Annotated in this window: 18 protein-coding genes and 2 tRNA genes; 15 read left to right on the top strand and 5 right to left on the bottom strand. The window is 72.1% G+C overall.

Annotated elements, in window-relative coordinates; translation table 11 throughout:
- Positions 1 to 42 precede the first annotated feature (42 nt).
- The 10 genes from E1292_RS06465 (at position 43) to E1292_RS06510 (ending at position 5,975) form a co-directional block, all read left to right on the top strand.
- Positions 43 to 588 carry a C40 family peptidase gene (locus E1292_RS06465; RefSeq protein WP_132593004.1) on the top strand — a complete coding sequence of 182 codons (546 nt, stop codon included), beginning with the start codon at positions 43 to 45 and terminating at the stop codon, positions 586 to 588.
- Between the two features lie 70 nt (positions 589 to 658).
- Positions 659 to 889, top strand: a complete 231-nt coding sequence (locus E1292_RS06470; protein ID WP_132593006.1) for a transposase — start codon at positions 659 to 661, stop codon at positions 887 to 889.
- Positions 890 to 928: 39 nt separating this feature from the next.
- Positions 929 to 1,001, top strand: a tRNA-Thr gene (locus E1292_RS06475).
- A gap of 520 nt (positions 1,002 to 1,521) precedes the next feature.
- Positions 1,522 to 1,595: transfer RNA gene (locus E1292_RS06480), tRNA-Met, on the top strand.
- Between the two features lie 70 nt (positions 1,596 to 1,665).
- A complete protein-coding gene (gene rpmG, locus E1292_RS06485) occupies positions 1,666 to 1,830 on the top strand; it encodes a 50S ribosomal protein L33 (protein WP_019632658.1) in 165 nt (54 codons plus the stop codon).
- Between the two features lie 188 nt (positions 1,831 to 2,018).
- On the top strand, positions 2,019 to 2,468 hold the full coding sequence (locus E1292_RS06490; RefSeq protein WP_132593008.1) for a MaoC family dehydratase N-terminal domain-containing protein: 450 nt from the start codon (positions 2,019 to 2,021) through the stop codon (positions 2,466 to 2,468).
- The gene (locus E1292_RS06495; protein ID WP_132593010.1) at positions 2,468 to 2,896 is read left to right on the top strand and encodes a MaoC family dehydratase; all 429 of its coding nucleotides are present in this window, start codon (positions 2,468 to 2,470) and stop codon (positions 2,894 to 2,896) included. The genes E1292_RS06490 and E1292_RS06495 overlap by 1 nt, the downstream gene beginning before the upstream one ends.
- A 56-nt stretch (positions 2,897 to 2,952) precedes the next feature.
- Positions 2,953 to 4,098: a hypothetical protein gene (locus E1292_RS06500; protein WP_132593012.1), complete on the top strand. Its 1,146-nt coding sequence runs from the start codon at positions 2,953 to 2,955 to the stop codon at positions 4,096 to 4,098.
- A gap of 49 nt (positions 4,099 to 4,147) precedes the next feature.
- Positions 4,148 to 5,185 (top strand): UDP-N-acetylmuramate dehydrogenase, encoded by a 1,038-nt coding sequence (locus tag E1292_RS06505; RefSeq protein ID WP_132593014.1) that lies wholly within the window; start codon positions 4,148 to 4,150, stop codon positions 5,183 to 5,185.
- A gap of 223 nt (positions 5,186 to 5,408) precedes the next feature.
- Complete coding sequence (locus E1292_RS06510; RefSeq protein ID WP_132593016.1) at positions 5,409 to 5,975, top strand: TMEM165/GDT1 family protein; 567 nt, start codon at positions 5,409 to 5,411, stop codon at positions 5,973 to 5,975.
- Positions 5,976 to 6,047: 72 nt separating this feature from the next.
- Here the strand turns inward: E1292_RS06510 and E1292_RS54810 are convergent, their stop codons facing one another.
- Positions 6,048 to 8,912 (bottom strand): ATP-binding protein, encoded by a 2,865-nt coding sequence (locus E1292_RS54810; protein WP_281284007.1) that lies wholly within the window; start codon positions 8,910 to 8,912, stop codon positions 6,048 to 6,050.
- Positions 8,913 to 9,035: 123 nt separating this feature from the next.
- Positions 9,036 to 9,182 carry a hypothetical protein gene (locus tag E1292_RS50935; protein WP_165974419.1) on the bottom strand — a complete coding sequence of 49 codons (147 nt, stop codon included), beginning with the start codon at positions 9,180 to 9,182 and terminating at the stop codon, positions 9,036 to 9,038.
- A 184-nt stretch (positions 9,183 to 9,366) separates the two neighbouring features.
- Between E1292_RS50935 and deoC the strand changes: the two genes are divergently transcribed.
- From deoC to E1292_RS06535, 4 genes are read left to right on the top strand one after another with little or no spacing between them, the layout of a single operon-like run.
- Positions 9,367 to 10,308: a deoxyribose-phosphate aldolase gene (deoC, locus tag E1292_RS06520; RefSeq protein ID WP_132593159.1), complete on the top strand. Its 942-nt coding sequence runs from the start codon at positions 9,367 to 9,369 to the stop codon at positions 10,306 to 10,308.
- The gene (locus E1292_RS06525) at positions 10,308 to 11,738 is read left to right on the top strand and encodes an aldehyde dehydrogenase family protein (RefSeq protein ID WP_181958193.1); all 1,431 of its coding nucleotides are present in this window, start codon (positions 10,308 to 10,310) and stop codon (positions 11,736 to 11,738) included. The genes deoC and E1292_RS06525 overlap by 1 nt, the downstream gene beginning before the upstream one ends.
- A complete protein-coding gene (locus E1292_RS06530) occupies positions 11,731 to 11,952 on the top strand; it encodes a hypothetical protein (protein WP_132593020.1) in 222 nt (73 codons plus the stop codon). The genes E1292_RS06525 and E1292_RS06530 overlap by 8 nt, the downstream gene beginning before the upstream one ends.
- The gene (locus tag E1292_RS06535; protein WP_132593022.1) at positions 11,945 to 12,790 is read left to right on the top strand and encodes an aldehyde dehydrogenase family protein; all 846 of its coding nucleotides are present in this window, start codon (positions 11,945 to 11,947) and stop codon (positions 12,788 to 12,790) included. The genes E1292_RS06530 and E1292_RS06535 overlap by 8 nt, the downstream gene beginning before the upstream one ends.
- A 116-nt stretch (positions 12,791 to 12,906) precedes the next feature.
- On the opposite strand, the gene E1292_RS06540 is transcribed toward E1292_RS06535, so the two are convergent.
- On the bottom strand, positions 12,907 to 14,349 hold the full coding sequence (locus E1292_RS06540; protein WP_132593024.1) for an amidase: 1,443 nt from the start codon (positions 14,347 to 14,349) through the stop codon (positions 12,907 to 12,909).
- A 56-nt stretch (positions 14,350 to 14,405) separates the two neighbouring features.
- Here E1292_RS06540 and E1292_RS06545 point away from each other — a divergent pair, with 56 nt between their 5' ends.
- On the top strand, positions 14,406 to 15,584 hold the full coding sequence (locus E1292_RS06545; protein WP_132593026.1) for a threonine synthase: 1,179 nt from the start codon (positions 14,406 to 14,408) through the stop codon (positions 15,582 to 15,584).
- Between the two features lie 78 nt (positions 15,585 to 15,662).
- On the opposite strand, the gene E1292_RS06550 is transcribed toward E1292_RS06545, so the two are convergent.
- Both E1292_RS06550 and hrpB read right to left on the bottom strand, forming a co-directional pair.
- Positions 15,663 to 16,376 carry a hypothetical protein gene (locus E1292_RS06550; RefSeq protein ID WP_220446693.1) on the bottom strand — a complete coding sequence of 238 codons (714 nt, stop codon included), beginning with the start codon at positions 16,374 to 16,376 and terminating at the stop codon, positions 15,663 to 15,665.
- Positions 16,373 to 18,856 (bottom strand): ATP-dependent helicase HrpB, encoded by a 2,484-nt coding sequence (gene hrpB / locus E1292_RS06555; RefSeq protein WP_132593028.1) that lies wholly within the window; start codon positions 18,854 to 18,856, stop codon positions 16,373 to 16,375. Before hrpB ends, E1292_RS06550 begins: the two co-directional genes overlap by 4 nt.
- Positions 18,857 to 18,864: the final 8 nt, after the last annotated feature.

The following is an 18,864-nucleotide window of genomic DNA, read 5'->3' on the forward strand; positions in this document are numbered from 1 at the left end:
GGCAGGATTAATCCCAAGTCCCGGTGTTGGAGGGGGTTTGGGATGAAGCGGCGGTTGGCTGTGGCGGCGGCGCTGATCCTGCTGACCGCCACGGCCTCGGTGCCGCTCGGCCTGTCCCTGCCGCCCAGGATCGTCCAGCTCGCCTACGAGATCGAGCGGTACGGCATCGCGTACTCGTGGGGCGGCGGCCACGCCGAGGAGCCCGGTCCTTCGAAGGGCACCTGCAGGGGTTACCGGGGCAGGATCAAGCCCTGCCCGGCGGCCAGGACACGCGGCCTCGACTGCTCGGGGCTGGCCAGGTGGGTGTACGCGCTGGCGCACGGCGAAGACGTGCTGGGGCCGGGTAACACCGACGCGCAGGTACGGAAAATGCGCCGGGTGAAGTCCCCGAAACCAGGGGATCTAGCGTTCTTCGGAAAGATCACCAAAAAGACTGTCAAAACCCATCACGTCGGCATCTATCTGGGCAATGGGACGATGATGAACGCACCCGAGACCGGGGCGATCGTGCGCGTCGACGACATTAAGGAGAAGGAGGACTTCGCCGGCTTCTACCGGTACCGCCCGCCGCGCAAGGGCTCCCGCTGACGATCCTTCAGACCGGTGACGCGTGTGACTGGCCGGAAATTGAGAGACCCGACGGCTAATGTGTGCCGCTATGGACAGGCGATGGGTCGGCCTCGACGGTTACGAGGTCGTGGCCGCCGTGCGGGGCGGGCGGCAGGTGCTGCGGGTGCGCCGGCACGGATGGATGGTCGCCGACTGCGTCTCCGTCGCGGAGGTGGCCAGGCTCGTCGATCTGGCCGACCTGTGCGAGGTCATCGAGCTCCCCGCCCGGCGCCGCGCGGAGGTCCCCGCGGAGGCCGGAACAAGTTCGCATCAGGGCTGAGCGCCGTGTATGGTTACACCTGTCCGCAGCGCCGGACAGGCCCCTATAGCTCAGTCGGCAGAGCGTCTCCATGGTAAGGAGAAGGTCAACGGTTCGATTCCGTTTGGGGGCTCGCAATCCGAACAGGCAGAACGCCCGGTCCAAGAGATCTTGGAGCCGGGCGTTTCCCGTTGTGCGCGATGAATTCGCCCTGAGAGCCGGCCGCGCGGAAGCGGTGTCCCGCGCACCTGCACCGTAGCCCGGGGGTGTCGAGGCTTCAGGAGGTGCGGTGCTGCCGACTCGGCGGCGGGCTCGGGCAGCGCACGGGCCTGGTCTGCGGCCGGAGCGGTGAGGGTGTCCGACCCTCTCCCACCCTGGCGCTTGCGGAGCAGCGGCTCCATCGCGTGCTCGCCGTACCCGGACGGGGTCAGCCGTCGACGATGGCGGGGGATGTGCGGATATATGCGACTTGTATGGGTGGGCGGAGGAGGTCTATCGTCGCTGGTGATGCGCGAGCCCCTACTGCGCTCCTGATTTCGGTTGCCGGGGATCCTGAGGCATACTGGAGAGACCCCGCCCGATGGAGCGAGTTGCTGATGTGCTCGCCGCGTCGGGTATTCTCTACGATGGTCGGTGTCGTTAACCGGCTCAAAGGCGGAGTAGCTCAGTCAGGCAGAGCAAACGGCTCATAATCGTTGTGTCGCCGGTTCAAGTCCGGCCTCCGCTACTGCCCAATCCCAGGTCGACGGCCTGGGCACGGGCGTGTCCATGTCCCGAACGTAGAAAGGCACTCCCAAGTGGCTGCCACCGACGTTAGGCCGAAGATCACGCTGGCCTGCCAGGAGTGCAAGCACCGCAACTACATCACGCGGAAGAACCGGCGCAACGACCCGGATCGGCTTGAGCTGAAGAAATACTGCCCTAACTGCCGCTGCCACCGCGCGCACCGCGAGACCCGCTAGGTTCGCACCGGGCAGGGGCCTCGGCCCCTCTCATACGCTCCATCGCACAGCCGGCGTCCCCTTCGCAGGGCGCCGGTTCGTCGTGTCCGCCCCCCGGCAAAATCACGGCCATCTCCCGCGACAGCCGAACGTTGTTCTGTTACCGTCGCCCTCAGCAGCGCTCGGTTGGAGACTACGAGGAGCCACTGATGGCCTTGAACCGTGACTTCGTGGGCCGGAGCTATCCGCCCAGCGCCCCTTACGAGGTCAGCCGGGTGAAGATCAGGGAGTTCGCCACCGCGATCGGCGACAACAATCCTCTCTACCGCGACAAGGAGGCCGCGCAGGCCGCCGGCTATCCCGACGTGATCGCGCCGCCGACGTTCCCGATCGTCTTCAGCCTGCAGAGCGGCGGCGAGGCACTCGCCGACCCCGGCCTGGGGCTCAACTTCGCCATGGTCGTCCACGGCGAGCAGCGCTTCGAGTACGTACGCCCCGTCATCGCCGGCGACGAGCTGGTCACGACCGCGACGATCACCGACATCCGCACCGCCGGCAGCAACGAGCTGCTGACCGTGCGCAGCGACGTGACGACCGTCGAGGGCGAGCCCGTCTGCGTCACCTACAACACGATCGTCGAGCGCGGAGGGGCCGCCTGATGACCGCCACGGTGAAGTACGACCAGGTCGAGGTCGGCCAGGAGCTCGCGGCCATCGACTACCACGTGCGCCGCTCCAACCTCGTCATGTACGCCGGGGCCTCCGGTGACTTCAACCAGATCCACTGGAACGAACGCTTCGCCAAGATGGTCGGGCTGCCCGACGTGATCGCGCACGGCATGTACACGATGGCGCAGGCCGGCCGGTACGTCACCGACTGGGCGGGAGATCCCGGGGCGGTCGTCGACTTCGGCGTGCGGTTCTCGTCGATGGTGGTCGTGCCCGATGACGACCAGGGCGCCACGATCACGGTCAGCGGCGTGATCGAGGAGAAGCTCGGGGACAAGCGGGTGGTCGTCGGGCTCGTCGCCAGGTCGGGTGAGGCGCAGGTGCTGTCCAAGGCGCGCGCGGTGGTGCAGCTGTCCTGACCGTCGGTGCGGGCCGGGATGATAGGTCGGCCCGCTTCCGGGTACTCCGTGACGGTATGTCTGAAGCCGCGCGAGAAGTCTGGCCCACGGTCCGATCGATCCCCGTCTCCGCCGTCACCGACGCCAAGCCCCCTGGGCACCTGCGGCCGCCGCGCCTCGAGGACGTGGCCGGCACCTCAGGCTCCGGCCGCGACACCGCCGGCGGCCCCGGCCCGGCGGGCGGTTCCGGTGCGACGGGCGGCTCTGGCTCTGGCTCTGGGTCGGGGGCTGGCTCTGGTGCGGCGGGGAAGGCACGCGGCTCCGGTGCGGGTGCGACTGGTGTCGGTACGGCCGGGGCCAAGCGGCGGGGCACGCACGCCCGCCAGAACCCCGCCGCCGAGCTGGGCTTCTCCGGCGACCCCGGCCAGCACGGCGACGACGACGGCGACGGCATGCTGCACGCCCAGCGCACCTGGGACGCCTCGCTCGCCACCAGCCGCCTCGACGACCTGGGCGTCAACACCGAGCGGCAGCGCGTCGAGACCGCGGACATCACCACGAGCGTGGGCCTGCTCGTGGACGGCTGGCCCGAGGACGTGCAGCGGTGCGTGCAGTCGCTGCTCGACCACACGAGGGCCCGCGTGCTCGCCCTCGACCTGGGCAACGTCGACGGCGCCGGCAACGTGCTGGACGACCTGGCCCGCCGCTGTCCCGACCGGATCGCCGCCTGGCACGTCGCCGAGCGGCCGCACTGGCGCGGCGGCACCGCCACCTGGGGCGAGAGCCGGGCCAAGCTGCTGCGGCTCGACATGTCCGAGGTGCACGTACTGATGGAGACCACCACCGTGCTGCGCGGCGACGCGCTGACCCCGCTGATCGCGGCCATCGCCGAAGGCGCCGTCGCGGCCGGCTGGTGGGGCGCGGAACCGCTCGACGACGGCCGGAGCTGGCGCGAGGCAGGGCCGGGCCGGGTGCGGGCGCTCACCGGAGACCTCATGGCGGTACGCCGGTCGGCGGCGCTCGGAGCGCTGCCCGAGGACGCCCATCACGGCACGAACGCCGACCTGGAGCTCTCGCTCGCCCTGCACGGCAAGCTGGTCGTGCCCCGCGACCGGGCGCCCGTGGAGCGCCTCGGCCGGCACGACCTGCCCGACGACTATCTGGAGCGGGAGTCGCGGCGCAACTATGACGGGGTGCTGCGCCTGCTGAGCGCCTCGGCCTGACGCAGCGGCAGTCCCTTGGGCGGATATCCCGTTAGTAAGCTGTGGATCCATGGAGATGCTCGCGCCGTACACCACGTTGGGCCTGGGCGGGCCCGCCCGCGATTTCGCCGAGGCGTCCACGGCGGAGCAACTCGTCTCCCTGGTGGCCGATGCCGACAGGAACGCCGTGCCCACCCTGGTGCTCGGCGGGGGCAGCAACGTCGTGGTGGCCGACGAGGGTTTCGACGGGCTGGTGATCAAGGTCGCCACCCGGGGCGTGACCGTGTCGCGCGACGGCGAGCAGGTGCTGGTCACCGTCGAGGCGGGCGAAGACTGGGACCCGCTGGTCGCCCGCGCCGTGGCAGAGGGCTGGTCGGGCCTCGAGTGCATGTCCGGCATTCCCGGGCAGGTCGGGTCGACCCCGATCCAGAACGTCGGCGCGTACGGCCAGGAGGTCGCCCAGACCATCAGGTGCGTGCGCGCCTACGACCGGCGCACCCGGCAGGTGGTCGACCTGGAGGCGCGGCAGTGCGGCTTCTCCTACCGCGACAGCGTCTTCAAGCGCGATCTGGCGCGGCACGTGGTGCTCGCGGTGACGTACGCGCTGGACGTCTCGGAATTGTCCGGCCCGCTGGCGTACGCGGAGCTGGCCGGCCGGCTGCGGGCCGAGCCGGGGAGCCGGGTGCCGCTCGCCCGGGCGCGTGAGGCGGTCCTGGAGCTGCGGCGGGGCAAGGGCATGGTGCTCGACCCGGGCGACCCCGACACCCGCAGCGCCGGGTCGTTCTTCACCAATCCGGTCCTGACGGCCGAGCAGGCGGAAGCGCTGGCGGTGCGCGCTCCCGGCCATCCGCAGTGGGACATGCCCGACGGATCGGTCAAGGTGCCCGCCGCCTGGCTGATCGAGCAGGCCGGCTTCCCGAAGGGTTACGAGCTCGGGCCCGTACGCATCTCGACCAGGCACACGCTGGCGCTCACCAACCCCACGGGGGCCGCCACCACCGCCGACCTGCTGGCGCTGGCCAGGCAGGTCCGCGACGGGGTGCGGGAGAAGTTCGGGGTCACGCTGGTCAACGAGCCGGTGCTGGTCGGCTGCGCCCTCGGGGAATAGCGGCCCGATCTGGTCTGTTATGGTGTCTCGGAATTACCGAAGGGGAGTAGTCCCAATCGTGTGATCGACACACTGGCGCTTCATCGCGCCCGGTCGCACGGGCCTTAGACGGGCGGACGAGACCTTCGGCCTGGCAGCCATGCGACAAGTCGCTGCCGGGCCGAAGCCGTGCCCGCATCTCCCCGGGTTTTCGCTTCCGGCCCGGTCGCGCGGAAGAGGACCGTTGGAAGCGTTCTGGATCAGTCTCGGCGTCATCTTCGTGGCCGAGCTCGGCGACAAGAGCCAGCTGATGGCGATGACGTTCGCCACCCGTTTCAAGACCTGGCCCGTGCTGCTGGGCATCACGATCGCCACGACCGTCGTGCATCTGCTCAGCGTCGCCGTGGGCGGCCTGATCGGCGACGCGTTGCCGACGACGGCCATCTCCGTGGTGGCCGGGCTGGCCTTCCTCGGGTTCGCGGCGTGGACGTTGCGCGGCGACGAGCTGACCGAGGACGAGGCGCAGAAGGCCCGGCGCACCACCAGGAACGCCCTGATCGCGGTGACGGTGGCGTTCTTCCTGAGCGAGCTGGGCGACAAGACGATGCTGGCCACGATCACGCTGGCGACGCAGCACGGCTGGGTCGGCACCTGGATCGGCTCGACGGTCGGCATGGTGGCGGCGGACGCGCTGGCCATCGTCGTGGGGCGGCTGATGGGCAGGCACCTGCCCGAGAAGGCCATCAGGTACGGCGCCGCCGCGGCGTTCGCGGTGTTCGGCGTCGCGCTCCTGGTCGAACCGCTGGTCTGAAGGCTGTCGTGTCCGTGGTCGAGCCGCTGCTTGTAGGCCGTCGCGCTCCTGGTCGAACCGCTGGTCTGAGACCTACGGTGACAGCAGCGACAGCCGGTGGGCCGCCGCGGCCGCCTCACCCCGGGTGGTCACGCCCAGCTTGGCCAGGATGTTGGACACGTGCACGCTCACCGTCTTCGCCGAGATGAACAGTTCGGCGGCGATGTCCCGGTTGGTCCGGCCCTGGGTGACCAGGCGCAGCACCTCCAGCTCGCGCGGCGTCAGCAACTCCGACTGCTCCTGCCCCTGTGAGAGCCCGCCCACCCGGCGGGACAGCGCCTCGATCTCCTCGACGAGCGGCGTCGCGCGCAGCGCCTCGGCCAGGGGCAGCGCCGTCTTCAGCCGCGCCGCCGCACCCTCGCGGTCGCCGCCGCGCGCCACCACGGTGGCCGCCTGCAGCAGCGCCTTGGCCTGGTTGTGCGGGCGCTGGAGCCGCTCCCAGGCCGCCGCCGCGGCGTCGAACTCCCCCGAGTACGACAGCCGGTACGCCTCCACGACCGGCCCGATGACCGACAGCTCGGCCGCCACCTCGGCGGCCTGCCGGCGCACGGCCGCGGTGCCCTCGGCCGCGGCGGGTTCGGCGGTCTCCGCGGCGTCGCAGACCGTGCGCAGCAGGGAGAGCAGCCGCCAGCCGAGCATGGCCTTGCTCGACTGCCGGGGACGCGACAGCACCCGCTCGGCCACGTCCAGGGCGGCGTCCGGCTCGCCCTTGGCGAGGTGCCAGCGCATGAGCAGGCGGGCGTTGTTGGTGACGTCCTGGACGAACTCCTCGGGGCGCTCCTTCAGGATGCCGACCTCCGACAGGATGCCCTCGACCAGCGGCAGCTCGCCTCTGGCCAGCGCGATGTCGGCGCGCACCCGCAGCAGGGCGTAACGGGTGCGCAGGACGGGCCCGTGGCCGAGCGCGGTTTCGACGGCCTCGACGGCTTCGTCCCAGCGGCCGAGCGACTCCAGCACCTCGGCCCGGTTGTTCAGGATGAACAGGCCGCTGCCGCGCAGCCTGCCGTACTGCTTGGCGAGCCGCCAGCCGTCCTCCGCCATGCGCAGGGCCTCGTCGTCGCGGCCCATGTCGGTCAGGGCGTCGATGTTGTTGCCCATGGCTCTGGCGATGATGCGGCCGGCGTTCGCCGTCCTGCCGAGCTCCAGGGCCTGCTCGTTGACCATGATCGTGGACTCCAGCTCGCCGTTGAGCGAGTGGCCGAGCGCCAGGTTCATCAGCAGGTCGGCTTCGAGGCTCCGTTCGCCGTGCTCCCTGACCAGCCGCAGGCCGTCGGCGATCAGCTCGCCCGCCTCGGCGATCTCGCCTCTCAGCATGAGGTGGCGGCTCAGCGGCGTGACGACCTCGGCCCAGTCGAGGCTGTTCTCGGGGACGAGCCGCAGCGCGTGCCTGAGGTCGTCGATGACCCCCGGATGCCCCTTGGAGTTCTTGATGCCGGCCCGCCGCACGATCAGCTGGGCCACCCGCGCCGGCTCCGCTTCCTCGTCCAGGTCGCACAGCGCGCCCTTGACGAACTTCAGTGCCGTGTCGACGTCGCCGCCGGCGTTGGCGGCCTCGGAGGCCCGTTCCAGCACGGCGGTGTGGTCGGCGCCGATGAGCTCGGCCGCGTCGGGCACGCGGTCCCACAACATGAGGACGCGTTCGAGCAGGGGAACGGCCTCGGTGTAGGCGTACGCCTTGAACGACTTCTGCGCCGCCTCCCAGGCGGAGATCAGCGCCCAGTGGTCGTCGCGGGCGCCGTACCAGTGGTGGGCCAGTTCGACGGCGGCGCGGCCGGGCGGGACCAGCCTGCGGTCCTTGGAGATCTCCTCGGCGTACCTGGCGTGCAGCCGCTGGTGTTCGCCGGGCAGCAGCTCGTCGTGGACGGCCTCGCGGATCAGGGAGTGGCGGAAGACGTAGGCGCGGTTGTCGGCGATCTGCAGCACGTTCCCCGCGATCGCGGGGCGCAGCGCGCTCTCCAGCTCGATGTCGGACAGGCCGCTCACGGCGGCCAGCAGCGCGTGGCTGACCCTGGTGCCGCCGGCCGCGGCGACGCGCAGCACGCGCTGGGTCTCCTCGGGCAGGCGTTCGACGGCGCTGAGGATGAGGTCCTGCATGGAGTCGGGGACCGTGCAGTCCTCGCCGCCGTCCAGCAGGGCCTCGACGAACAGCGGGATGCCCTCGCTGCTCTCGTAGACCTTCTGCACCTTGGCGTACTGGGGGACCTCGCCGAGGATGCCGGTCATCTGCTGGGCGACCTCGTCCCTCGACAGGCGGGGCAGGTCGAGCCGGTGCACGCCGTTGACCCGGCCCAGCTCGGCCAGCACGGGCCTGAGCGGGTGCTGGCGGTGCAGGTCGTCGGAGCGGTAGGTCATGACGATGAGGACCTGCGGCGTGTGCAGGTTGCGGCTGAGGAAGGCGATGAGGTCGCGGCTGGACCTGTCGGCCCAGTGGATGTCCTCGATGACGAGGATGGTGGGACGGCTTGCCGCGAGGCGTTCGAGCAGGGTGAGGAACTGCTCGAAGAGCCTCGCGCGGCCGGCGTCGGTCTCTCCGTCGCCGTTGAACTCCCCGAACTCGGGCAGCAGCCGGGCGAGATCGCGTTCGGCGCCGTCAGGCAGCAGCCCGGTCACCGTGCCGGGCCCCCGCTCCCTGACGAGCTGCCGGAGCGCGGCGGTGAAGGGCGCGTAGGCCAGGCCCTCCGTGGACAGCTCGACGCAGCCGCCGTACAGCACGTGAGCGCCTCCGGCGGCGCAGTGCTCGGCGAAGCGGTGGACGAGCCGGGTCTTGCCGACCCCGGCCTCGCCGCCGATGAGGACAGCCGTCACCGTGCCCTTGAGCGCCTCGTCGAAGGTCTCGGAGAGCGCCTTCAGCTCCTCTTGCCGCCCGACGAAGACGGGACTGACAGATCGTCCCCGCATGTCATCCAGCATGTCATGCCTTATCGGTTGCTTTCGACGCCTTTATGGGGCTGCGCAGACCCTGTTATGGGGGTGCGTAGGCCCGGCCACGAGGGAGGATGTGGCCGGGCACTCGTGGGACGGTCATGAGGAACGGCGCTTGCCGAAGACCGAGCGGCGCCCGGCCTTGTTCGCCCGCTGCGCCTCGCGTACGCGGCGGTGCTCGGCGGCCGCCTTGCGCAGCTCGCTGGCCTGGTTCTTCATGAGCTCGAATTCGATCTCGGGATTCATGGTGTCTCCTGCTTTTTCGTGCTTTTCCTGACACCCTCAAGACTCGTCCTAAGGCCCGGCCCGCCACATCGGGTGGATGCCTTATCTCTGGTACGCGGACACGCCAGGCGTACCTAGGACCTGGGGCACGACCGCCCTAAGGTGGTCCGGTTTGGAGCTGGAGGCCCTGGTCGGCGATGCTGTGATGGTGTCAACTGTGACTACCTCGCTCACGGACGTCGCTTCGTCCGACACCGCGTTGCGAGCATTCCTGCACGGCCTGCCCGGTGTCGACCGGGTCGGCGCGGACCAGCGGGCGGCCATGCTGGGCACCCGTTCGATCAAGACCACGGCCAAGGCGCAGGCCATCGACCTGGCCATCTCGATGGTCGACCTGACCACGCTGGAGGGGGCCGACACGGCCGGCAAGGTGCGCGCGATGTGCACCAAGGCCGTGCGGCCCGGCGGCGACGCGCCCAAGGTGGCGGCCGTCTGCGTCTATCCCGACCTCGTCCCGGTCGCGGTCGAGGCGCTCGGCGGCGCCGGGGTCAAGGTCGCCTCGGTGGCGACCGCGTTCCCGAGCGGCCGCTCCTCGCTCGAGGTCAAGGTCGCCGAGACCACCGGAGCGGTTTCGGCGGGCGCCGACGAGATCGACATGGTGATCGATCGGGGGGCGTTCCTGTCCGGCCGCTACATGAAGGTGTACGAAGAGATCGTCGCGGTGAAGGCCGCTTGCGGGGCGGCCCACCTGAAGGTGATCCTGGAGACCGGGGAGCTGGCCACCTACGACAACGTCCGGCGGGCCTCCTGGCTGGCGATGCTGGCCGGCGCCGACTTCATCAAGACCTCGACGGGCAAGGTGTCGCCGGCGGCGACACCGCCGGTGACGCTGATCATGCTGGAGGCGGTGCGCGACTTCCGTGACGCGACCGGCCGCCAGGTGGGGGTCAAGCCGGCCGGCGGCATCCGCACCACCAAAGACGCCATCAAGAACCTGGTGCTGGTCAACGAGACGGCCGGCGACGACTGGCTCACGCCGGAGTGGTTCAGGCTGGGCGCGTCGTCGCTCCTCAACGACCTGCTCATGCAGCGCCAGAAGCTGGCCACCGGCCGCTACGCCGGTCCCGACTACTTCACCCTGGACTGATGATGGCGATCTTCGAGTACGCCCCCGCGCCCGAGTCGCGCGACGTCGTCGACATCAAGCCGTCGTACGGACTGTTCATCAACGGTGAGTTCGCCGACGGCTCCGGCACCCCCTTCAAGACTGTCAACCCCGCGACCGAGGAGCAGCTGGCCGAGGTGGCCACGGCGACCTCCGACGACGTCGACAGAGCCGTGCAGGCCGCGCGCAAGGCGTTCGGGGTCTGGAGCGCGCTGCCCGGCGCGGAGCGGGCGAAATACCTGTTCAGGATCGCGCGGATCATCCAGGAGCGGGCTCGCGAGCTGGCCGTGCTGGAGTCGCTCGACAACGGCAAGCCCATCCGCGAGTCGCGCGACGTGGACGTGCCGCTGGTGGCGGCCCACTTCTTCTACTACGCGGGGTGGGCCGACAAGCTGGCCTACGCGGGGTTCGGCGGCGCCCGGCCGCTGGGCGTGGCCGGGCAGGTCATCCCGTGGAACTTCCCGCTGCTCATGCTGGCCTGGAAGATCGCGCCCGCGCTGGCCTGCGGCAACACGGTGGTGCTCAAGCCGGCCGAGACGACGCCGCTGACCGCGCTGGCCTTCGCCGACATCTGCCGTCAGGCCGACCTGCCGCCGGGCGTGGTCAACATCGTGACCGGCGCGGGCGAGACCGGCGCCGCCGTGGTGGGCCACCCCGACGTGAACAAGGTGGCCTTCACCGGCTCCACCGAGGTGGGGCGGACCATCGCGCGGGCGGTCGCGGGCACCGACAAGAAGCTGACCCTCGAACTGGGCGGCAAGGCGGCCAACATCGTGTTCGAGGACGCCGCCGTCGACCAGGCCGTCGAGGGCATCGTCAACGGCATCTTCTTCAACCAGGGCCACGTGTGCTGCGCCGGGTCGCGGCTGCTGGTGCAGGAGTCCGTCCACGAGGAGGTGCTGGAGTCGCTGCGCAGGCGGCTGAGCACGCTCAGGCTGGGCGACCCGCTCGACAAGAACACCGACATCGGCGCGATCAACTCCGCCGAGCAGCTGGCGAAGATCCGTTCGCTGAGCGACCTCGGCGAGAGCGAGGGAGCGCAGCGCTGGTCGCCCGCGTGCGAGCTGCCGGACAAGGGGTTCTGGTTCCCGCCGACCGTCTTCACCGGGGTCGCGCAGTCGCACAGCATCGCCAGGGACGAGATCTTCGGTCCCGTGCTGTCCGTGCTGACCTTCCGCACGCCCGCCGAGGCCGTCGAGAAGGCCAACAACACCCCGTACGGGCTGTCCGCCGGCATCTGGACGGAGAAGGGCTCGCGCATCCTGTGGATGGCCGACCGGCTCAGGGCCGGGGTCGTCTGGGCCAACACGTTCAACAAGTTCGACCCGGCCTCGCCCTTCGGCGGCTACAAGGAGTCCGGGTACGGCAGGGAAGGCGGGCTGCACGGGCTGGAGGCGTACCTCGATGTGTGAGCGTCACCAACCGGGCCGCACGCCCGGCTCCAGGTGCGGGCTGCGCCGCGCCCGTCGCGCGCAGGCCACAGGAGGGCACGCCTTCGCCAGGGTCGGGCGTCCCGTGCGCACCGGCTGGTTCGCCCACCGCTGCGGCGTGAGCCGGTGCGGCCAGGTCTTCGTGCCGGTCCAGATGTCGCAGGAGTCCACGTGGAGGGGGCGCGGCGATGAGTAGGTTGTCCGTCAGAAAGACCTACAAGCTGTACATCGGAGGGGCGTTCCCGCGCTCGGAGAGTGGGAGGTCCTACCCTGTGACCTCGGCCAAGGGCGACTTCCTCGCCAACGCTTCGCGCGCCTCGCGCAAGGACGCCCGCGACGCCGTGGTGGCCGCCCGCAAGGCGTTCCCCGGCTGGTCGGGCGCCACCCCCTACAACCGGGGGCAGATCCTCTACCGCGTGGCCGAGATGCTGGAGGGCCGGCGCGGCCAGTTCGCCGAGGAGCTCGGCGGCGGCAAGCGGGCGGCGGCCGAGCGGGTCGACGCGACGGTCGACCGGCTGGTCTGGTACGCGGGGTGGTCCGACAAGATCGCCGCCGTGCACGGTGCGGCCAACCCGGTGGCGGGACCGTACTTCAACCTGTCGTCGCCCGAGCCGACCGGCGTGGTGGCCGTGGTGGCGCCCGCCGATCCGCTGCTCGGGCTGGTGTCGGTGGTCGCCCCCGTGATCGTCACCGGCAACACCTGCGTGGTGGTGGCCTCCGAGCCGTCCCCGCTCGCGGCGATCACCCTGGCCGAGGTGCTGGCCACCTCCGACCTGCCGGGCGGGGTGGTGAACATCCTCACCGGGTCGCAGGCCGAGCTGGCTCCCTGGCTGGCCGCCCACATGGACGTCAACGGGCTCGACCTGACCGGGGTCGACGACGCCGACCTCGCGCTGCGGTGCGAGCAGGCGGCGGCGGAGAACCTCAAGCGCGTGTTGCGCCCCGCGCCGGAGGACTGGACGGCCGACCCCGGGCTCGGGCGGATGACCCGGTTCCTGGAGACCAAGACCGTCTGGCACCCGATCGGCATCTGACCCCGCCATCCCACGCCGTCCCCCCGGTTCAGGCCGGGGCGGTTCCTCTCAGGATGCTGAACGGGACGTGCATAAGTCCAAAAGATAGATCGTATGAGATCTAGAAGAACTGGTTATCAGAAACCGAGGCCCGGCGGCCGCAGCGGCGGATGGGCGGCCTGCAACTGGGCCGCCAGGCCGAGCAGATGAGGCTCCCCACCGGGCGGGGCGACGATCTGCACCGCGATGGGCAGCGCGGTCGAATGCGTGGCGATCGGCACGGTGATCGCGGGCCAGCCGCACATGTTCCACGCGCCGGTGGCGGGGGCGTACCTGACGTTGGTCACCGCGTTGCGCACGAAACCGCGCCTGCCCCAGCGGTCGGCCAGGGGCGGGATCGCGGCCAGAGCGGGCATGACCATGGCGTCGGCGTTGCCGAACCACTGGTCGGCGCCGTAGCCGCTCCAGCGCTCGCGACCGCGCGCGCCGTCCAGCTTGAGCGCGCCCAGGGCCCGGCCCGCGCGGCTCAGCGCCCGCGTACGCCGCTCCAGCCGGTTCCTGTCCAGGCCGTCCGCCGCCGCCGCGGCCCTGACCAGCCACGCCGCGACCGACGCCGGGCCCAGCCAGCCCGGCAGCTTGCGGGTGTGCTCGACCACCGTGTGCCCGGCCACGCGCAGCGTCTCGCCCGCCGCGCGTACGGCGGCCTGGAACTCCTTGTCCACGGTCATGCCCGCGGGCAGCGGCTGCGGGGCGTACGCCACCCGCAGGTCGAACGGCTCAGGGCCGTCGGACGGCGGCTGCGGCTCCCACACCTTGTCGTCGTCGGCCCAGACCGAGCGCAACATGGGCGGGCTCGGCTCCTCCCGCCGCCCCGACCGCCACGCCCGAGCCAGCGACGGGTCCGCGGCCAGCACCGACAGCGCCAGCGCCAGGTCGGGCGCCGTCCGGGCCAGCGGGCCGTTCTCGCACAACCGGTCCCAGTCGTCGGAGGGCGGCGGCACCAGCCCGGTGCCCGGCTTGATGCCCAGCACCCCGCAGCACGCCGCCGGGATGCGTACCGAGCCCATGCCGTCGTTGCCGAGCGCCAGCGGCACCATGCCCGCCGCCACGGCCGCGGCGCTGCCCGCCGACGAGCCGCCGGGCGTGCGCGCCAGATCCCACGGGTTGCGCGCGATGCCGTAGGCGCTGTCGCCGAACGCGACCAGCCCCAGCTCGGGCAGGTTCGTCAGGCCGACGACCACCGCGCCGGCCGCGCGCAGGCGCGCCACCGTCTCGTGATCCTGCCGCGCGGGCACGTCCGGCGTCGCCCTGGACCCGGCGCGCATGGCCTCACCGGCCACCTCCAGGTTGTCCTTCACCGCCACCGGCACGCCGGCGAGCGGCAGCTCCGCGAGGTCGCGCCGCTTCTGCAACGCCCGTGCCTCGTCCACCGCCTGCTCTCTGACCAGCCGGAACGCCCGTAATCTGGGATCGCGCTCCGAGATGGCGTGGAGATGCTCCTCGACGACGGTCGCGGCCGTGACGTCCCCGCTCCTGACGGCCGTCGCGATCTCGACAACGGACCTGCCTGCCCACAACATGACTAGAGTGTGCAGCTTTTCCTTGTGAGTTGCGAGCCTGGATAGAGTCGGTACGCGTGAACGGACCGTCTCTCGCCCGCCGCCAGCGCTCCCTCGGTGACCCCTCGGCCGAATATCCGCTGTTCCCGCCGCTGACCCGGGGCTGCCCTCGGACCAGCACCGCCGAGATCGCCTATCCGCTCGACGTCGACTACGACTACGACCAGGTCGACCCGGGCCTTTTCGCGCAGGAGCCGGGCACCGACATCGCGCGCTGGTCGCCGCTCCTGCCGCCCCTGGAGGCGCCCACGCTGGGGGAGGGCGGGACACCGCTGGTGGCGTTCGACGGCGTGTACGTCAAGGACGAGTCGCGCAATCCCACCTGGTCGCACAAGGACCGCCTCAACCGGGTCACCGTGAGCGCCGCCCTTGCCTCGGGCGCGCCCGGCGTGGTCGTGGCCTCCTCCGGCAACCACGGCGCCTCCGCCGCCGCCTACGCGGCCAGGGCCGGCCTGCCCGCGATCGTGCTGACCTCCGCCGCGTCGCCGCCCGCCGTCCAGGCGTTCGCGCGGGCGTACGGGGCCAAGGTCGTGTCCGTGCCCATCGAGGCGCGCTGGCCGCTGCTCCGCGAGGTCGTCGACCGGCTCGGCTACCACCCCGTCAGCAACCAGACCGTGACGCACACCGGGCACCCGTTCGGGCCCGAGGGCTACAAGACGATCGCGTACGAGCTGTTCCGGCAGCTCGGGCGGCCGCCCGCGGCCGTCTTCGCGCCCACCGGCTACGCCGAGCTGCTCTACGGGGTGTGGAAGGGGTTCACGGAGCTGCGGCGGCTCGGGGTCGCCGAGACCGTGCCGCGGATGTTCTCCTGCGAGACCGCCGCGGGCGGTCCCCACGCCAGGGCGCTGGCCACCGGCGTGCCCGCCGCGATCGTCGAGCTCGGGCGGAGCGACGCGTACGGCATCGCCGGGCCGGTCGGCGGGCACCGGGGGGTGCTGGCCGTGCGGGACAGCGGCGGTGAGGCGGTGCTGCTGACCGACGAGGAGCTGCGCGCCGCGCAGCGCGACCTGGCCAGGCAGGGGATGTGGCAGGAGTTGTCGGGGGCGGCGGGGGTGGCCGGGTACCGGCGGCTCGGGCGCGACTTCGACGGGCCCGTGGTGTGCATCGCCACGTCGAGCGGGTTCAAGGACGTGGGAGTGGGGTCCGGGAGCTTCCCCGCCCTCCCCGAGCCGACCCTGGACGATCTCCTGGCCTGAGCCCGTCTCTGAGCGATCTCCTGATCGGAGCCCGTCTCCGCGTCCGGCCGGGCGTGATCAACGTCGGGGTGGTGGCGATCAGGGTCTGAGCCACACGCGGAGCGGGCCGATGCAGGTGAAGCCGTGGTTCACGGCGGCCTCCGGGTCGCTTTCGTAGCCGACCAGCGGGCGGCCGGGCAGGAGCTCGGCCGCCATGGCCAGCGTGCCCGCCCACGCGGTGTCCAGGTCGCAGCCGGAGGCGAACACGTTGGAGACGCCCGCCACCGCACCGCTCGCGGTGAGCACCGAGCCGCAGACGATCTCGCCGTCGATCCGGCCGCAAAGGATCTCCACGTGGCCGAGGAGCGAGGCCGGGAAGAGGCCGTTCACCTCGCCGGAGAAGGCCGTCCGTTCCCAGTCGGCGAGCGTGGCCGCGTCGCCGACGACCTCCCACCCGACCACCTCAACCGGGCGCCGCCGGGCCGCCGGTCCGGTGCTCGTCCGGCTGATGCCCGTCCGTCCGGGAGCGGAACGCCACAGCCACTGGGCCTCGAACAGCACGTCGAAGCCCGGTAGGTCGAGTGTGGCGTAACTGTCCTTGACCGAGGCGCCAGGGCCGGAGTCGATGCGGTCCAGCACGTCGGCCGCCGTCGCGGCGGGGGAGAGGGTGACGGCGTCCGGATAGAAGAGCGGGGTCCTGACAGGATTGGTCCAGGCACTGCCGGTGAACGTGCCGGGAGAACCGTGGGCGCGGCACATCAGGTCGCACCACTCGGCGTTGTCGCGCACGGCCTCCGCCAGCATGCCGGTCACGATGCGCTCCGTTTCACCCGCCGGGTCGGCGTGGCCGTGAGGGGGTCCTCGGGCCACGGGTGCTTGGGGTAGCGGCCGCGGAGCTCGGCGCGTACGGACCGGTAGCCGTCGCGCCAGAACGACGCCAGGTCCGCCGTGACCGCCACCGGCCGGCCCGCGGGGGAGAGCAGATGCACCAGGACCGGCACACCGGAGATCTGCGGCGTCTCCTGCAGGCCGAACAGCTCCTGCAGCTTCACCGCCAGCACCGGCTGCTCGCCCGAGTAGTCCACGCGGATGTGGGAGCCGCTCGGGACCTCGACGCGTTCGGGAGCGGCCACCTCCAGACGCTCGCTCCACGGGATCAGGCGCCGCAGCGCGGAGGCCACGTCGATGCGTTCGAGGTCGGCGCGGCGGCGGGCCCTGGACAGCTCGGGTTCGAGCCACTGGGCGGCCCACTGGTCGGCCGGGTCGGTGAGCGCGTCCGTCGGGGGCCACGGCGGGCCGATCGCGCGGTGGCAGAAGGCCAGGCGGTCCCTCAGGTCCTTGGCCTGCTTCGTCCAGGTCAGTACGTCTTCCGTGGCCAGGCCGTACAGGACGGCCTCGCGGACGTCGGCGTCCTTGAGCGGGGCCGAGGAGAGCTCGATCGCTCCCAGCCGCTCCACCCGGCGGGCGGACACGTCACCGCGGCGCTCACCCGGCGGGACCCGCCAGGTCACCTCGTCCTCCGTGGTGACGGGGCAGGCCAGCCTGGCGGTGGCCTCGTCGATGACGACCGCCTGCCGGACGCGGGCCGAGGCCGAACCGGTCGGGCGGTCGGCGACGGCAACGGCCAGCCAGGGGGCGGTGGCCAGCCTCGACCCCTCGGGGAGTTCGGCGCGGGTGCCGGACGCCATCAGGTAGCCGCCGCCGCTCCTGCGCGCCACCCGTTCGGGGAACGCGAGCGCCACGACCGTCCCCGCCAGCACGTCATCCGTCCCGCGCGCCGCCGCGCCCTCCCGGTCGGTGCTGCTCGCCGGCCCGCCTGGCTTCTCGCCCGTCCTGGCCGTCGCGCCCGCCGGTTCGCCGCTCCCGTACGTCCCGGTGGCGGTGCGGCGCAGGCGGGCGGTCTCCTGGCGCCAGCGGGCCGCGTACGGGGTGCCGCCGCGCCGGGCCGTACGCCAGAGCTCCACCAGGTCGTCGCCCGCGTCGCGGGGCGGCTGCTCCGACAGCAGGGCCACCACCTCGGCGGCGCGCGGCCCGAGATCGAGCAGGGCGCGGGCCAGGCGCGGGTGCACGCCGGCGAGCGCCATCCGCCGTCCCCGGCGGGTCACCCGCCGCCCTTCCACAGCCCCGAGAGCATCCAGGACGCGGGCGGCGGCGGACATCGCCGCGGCCGGCGGCGGGTCGAGGAGCGCCAGGCCGGACGCGTCGGGCGTGCCCCAGCAGGCCGCCTGCAGCGCGAACCCCGTCAGGTCGGCCAGCACGATCTCCGGCCTGGCGCGGTCGGCGAGGCGTTCGTGGTCGGCCGCCGCCCAGCAGCGGTAGACCGCGCCGGGGGCCTCACGGCCCGCTCGCCCGGCCCGCTGGTCCGCGGACGCCTTCGAGACCCTGACCGTGGTGAGCGAGCCGAGGCCGCGGGCGTGGTCGGTGCGCGGCTCCCGGGCCAGCCCCGAGTCGACCACCACCCGGACGCCGGGGACGGTCAGGCTCGACTCGGCGACCGACGTGGCCAGCAACACCCTGCGGGCCGTGCCGGGCGACAGCACGGCGTCCTGGACGCGGGCCGGAGCCTGGCCGTGCACCTGAAGGACCTCCACGCCGGCCCCCGCCAGCAGCCCCGCGACCTTCGCGATCTCGCCCACGCCGGGCAGGAAGCACAGCACGTCGCCGTCCCGCTCCGCGAGCGCCACGCGCACCGTCGCGGCGACGTGGGCCAGCAGGGCGGGATCGACGCGCAGGCCGTGCGGCGGGGCGACCGGGCGCGGCGGTGGCGCCCACACGGTCTCGACCGGGTATGTGGCGCCGGTGGCGGCGACGACGGGCCCGCCGAGCAGCCGCGACCACGGCCCGGCGTCGGCGGTGGCGGACGTGGCCAGCAGCCGCAGGTCGGGCCGGAGCGTGTCGCGTACGTCGAGGAGGAACGCCAGCGCGGTGTCGGCGTCCAGGTGGCGCTCGTGGCACTCGTCGAGCATGACCGCGTCGATCCCGGCCAGCTCCTGGTCCCGCTGGAGGCGCTGGAGGAGCACGCCGGTGGTGACGACCTCGACCATGGGGTTCGCGCCCGTGTGGCGTTCGCCGCGGATCGTGTAGCTCACCCCCATCCGCCGGGCGGCGGCGCGCACGGCCAGGCGCCGCGGCTCGGCCACCAGCACCCGCATCCCGGTCTCGGCCAGGGCGAGCGGGACGACCGTCGTCTTGCCGGTGCCGGGCGGGGCGGTCAGGACGGTGGCGCCGTGCCGGTCGAGTGTGCCGAGCAGCTCGGGCAGGACGTGACGGATGGGCAGGTCGGGGCCGGTCATGGCGATCG

It is taken from the genome of Nonomuraea deserti (genome assembly GCF_004348685.1).
Taxonomy (GTDB): domain Bacteria; phylum Actinomycetota; class Actinomycetes; order Streptosporangiales; family Streptosporangiaceae; genus Nonomuraea; species Nonomuraea deserti.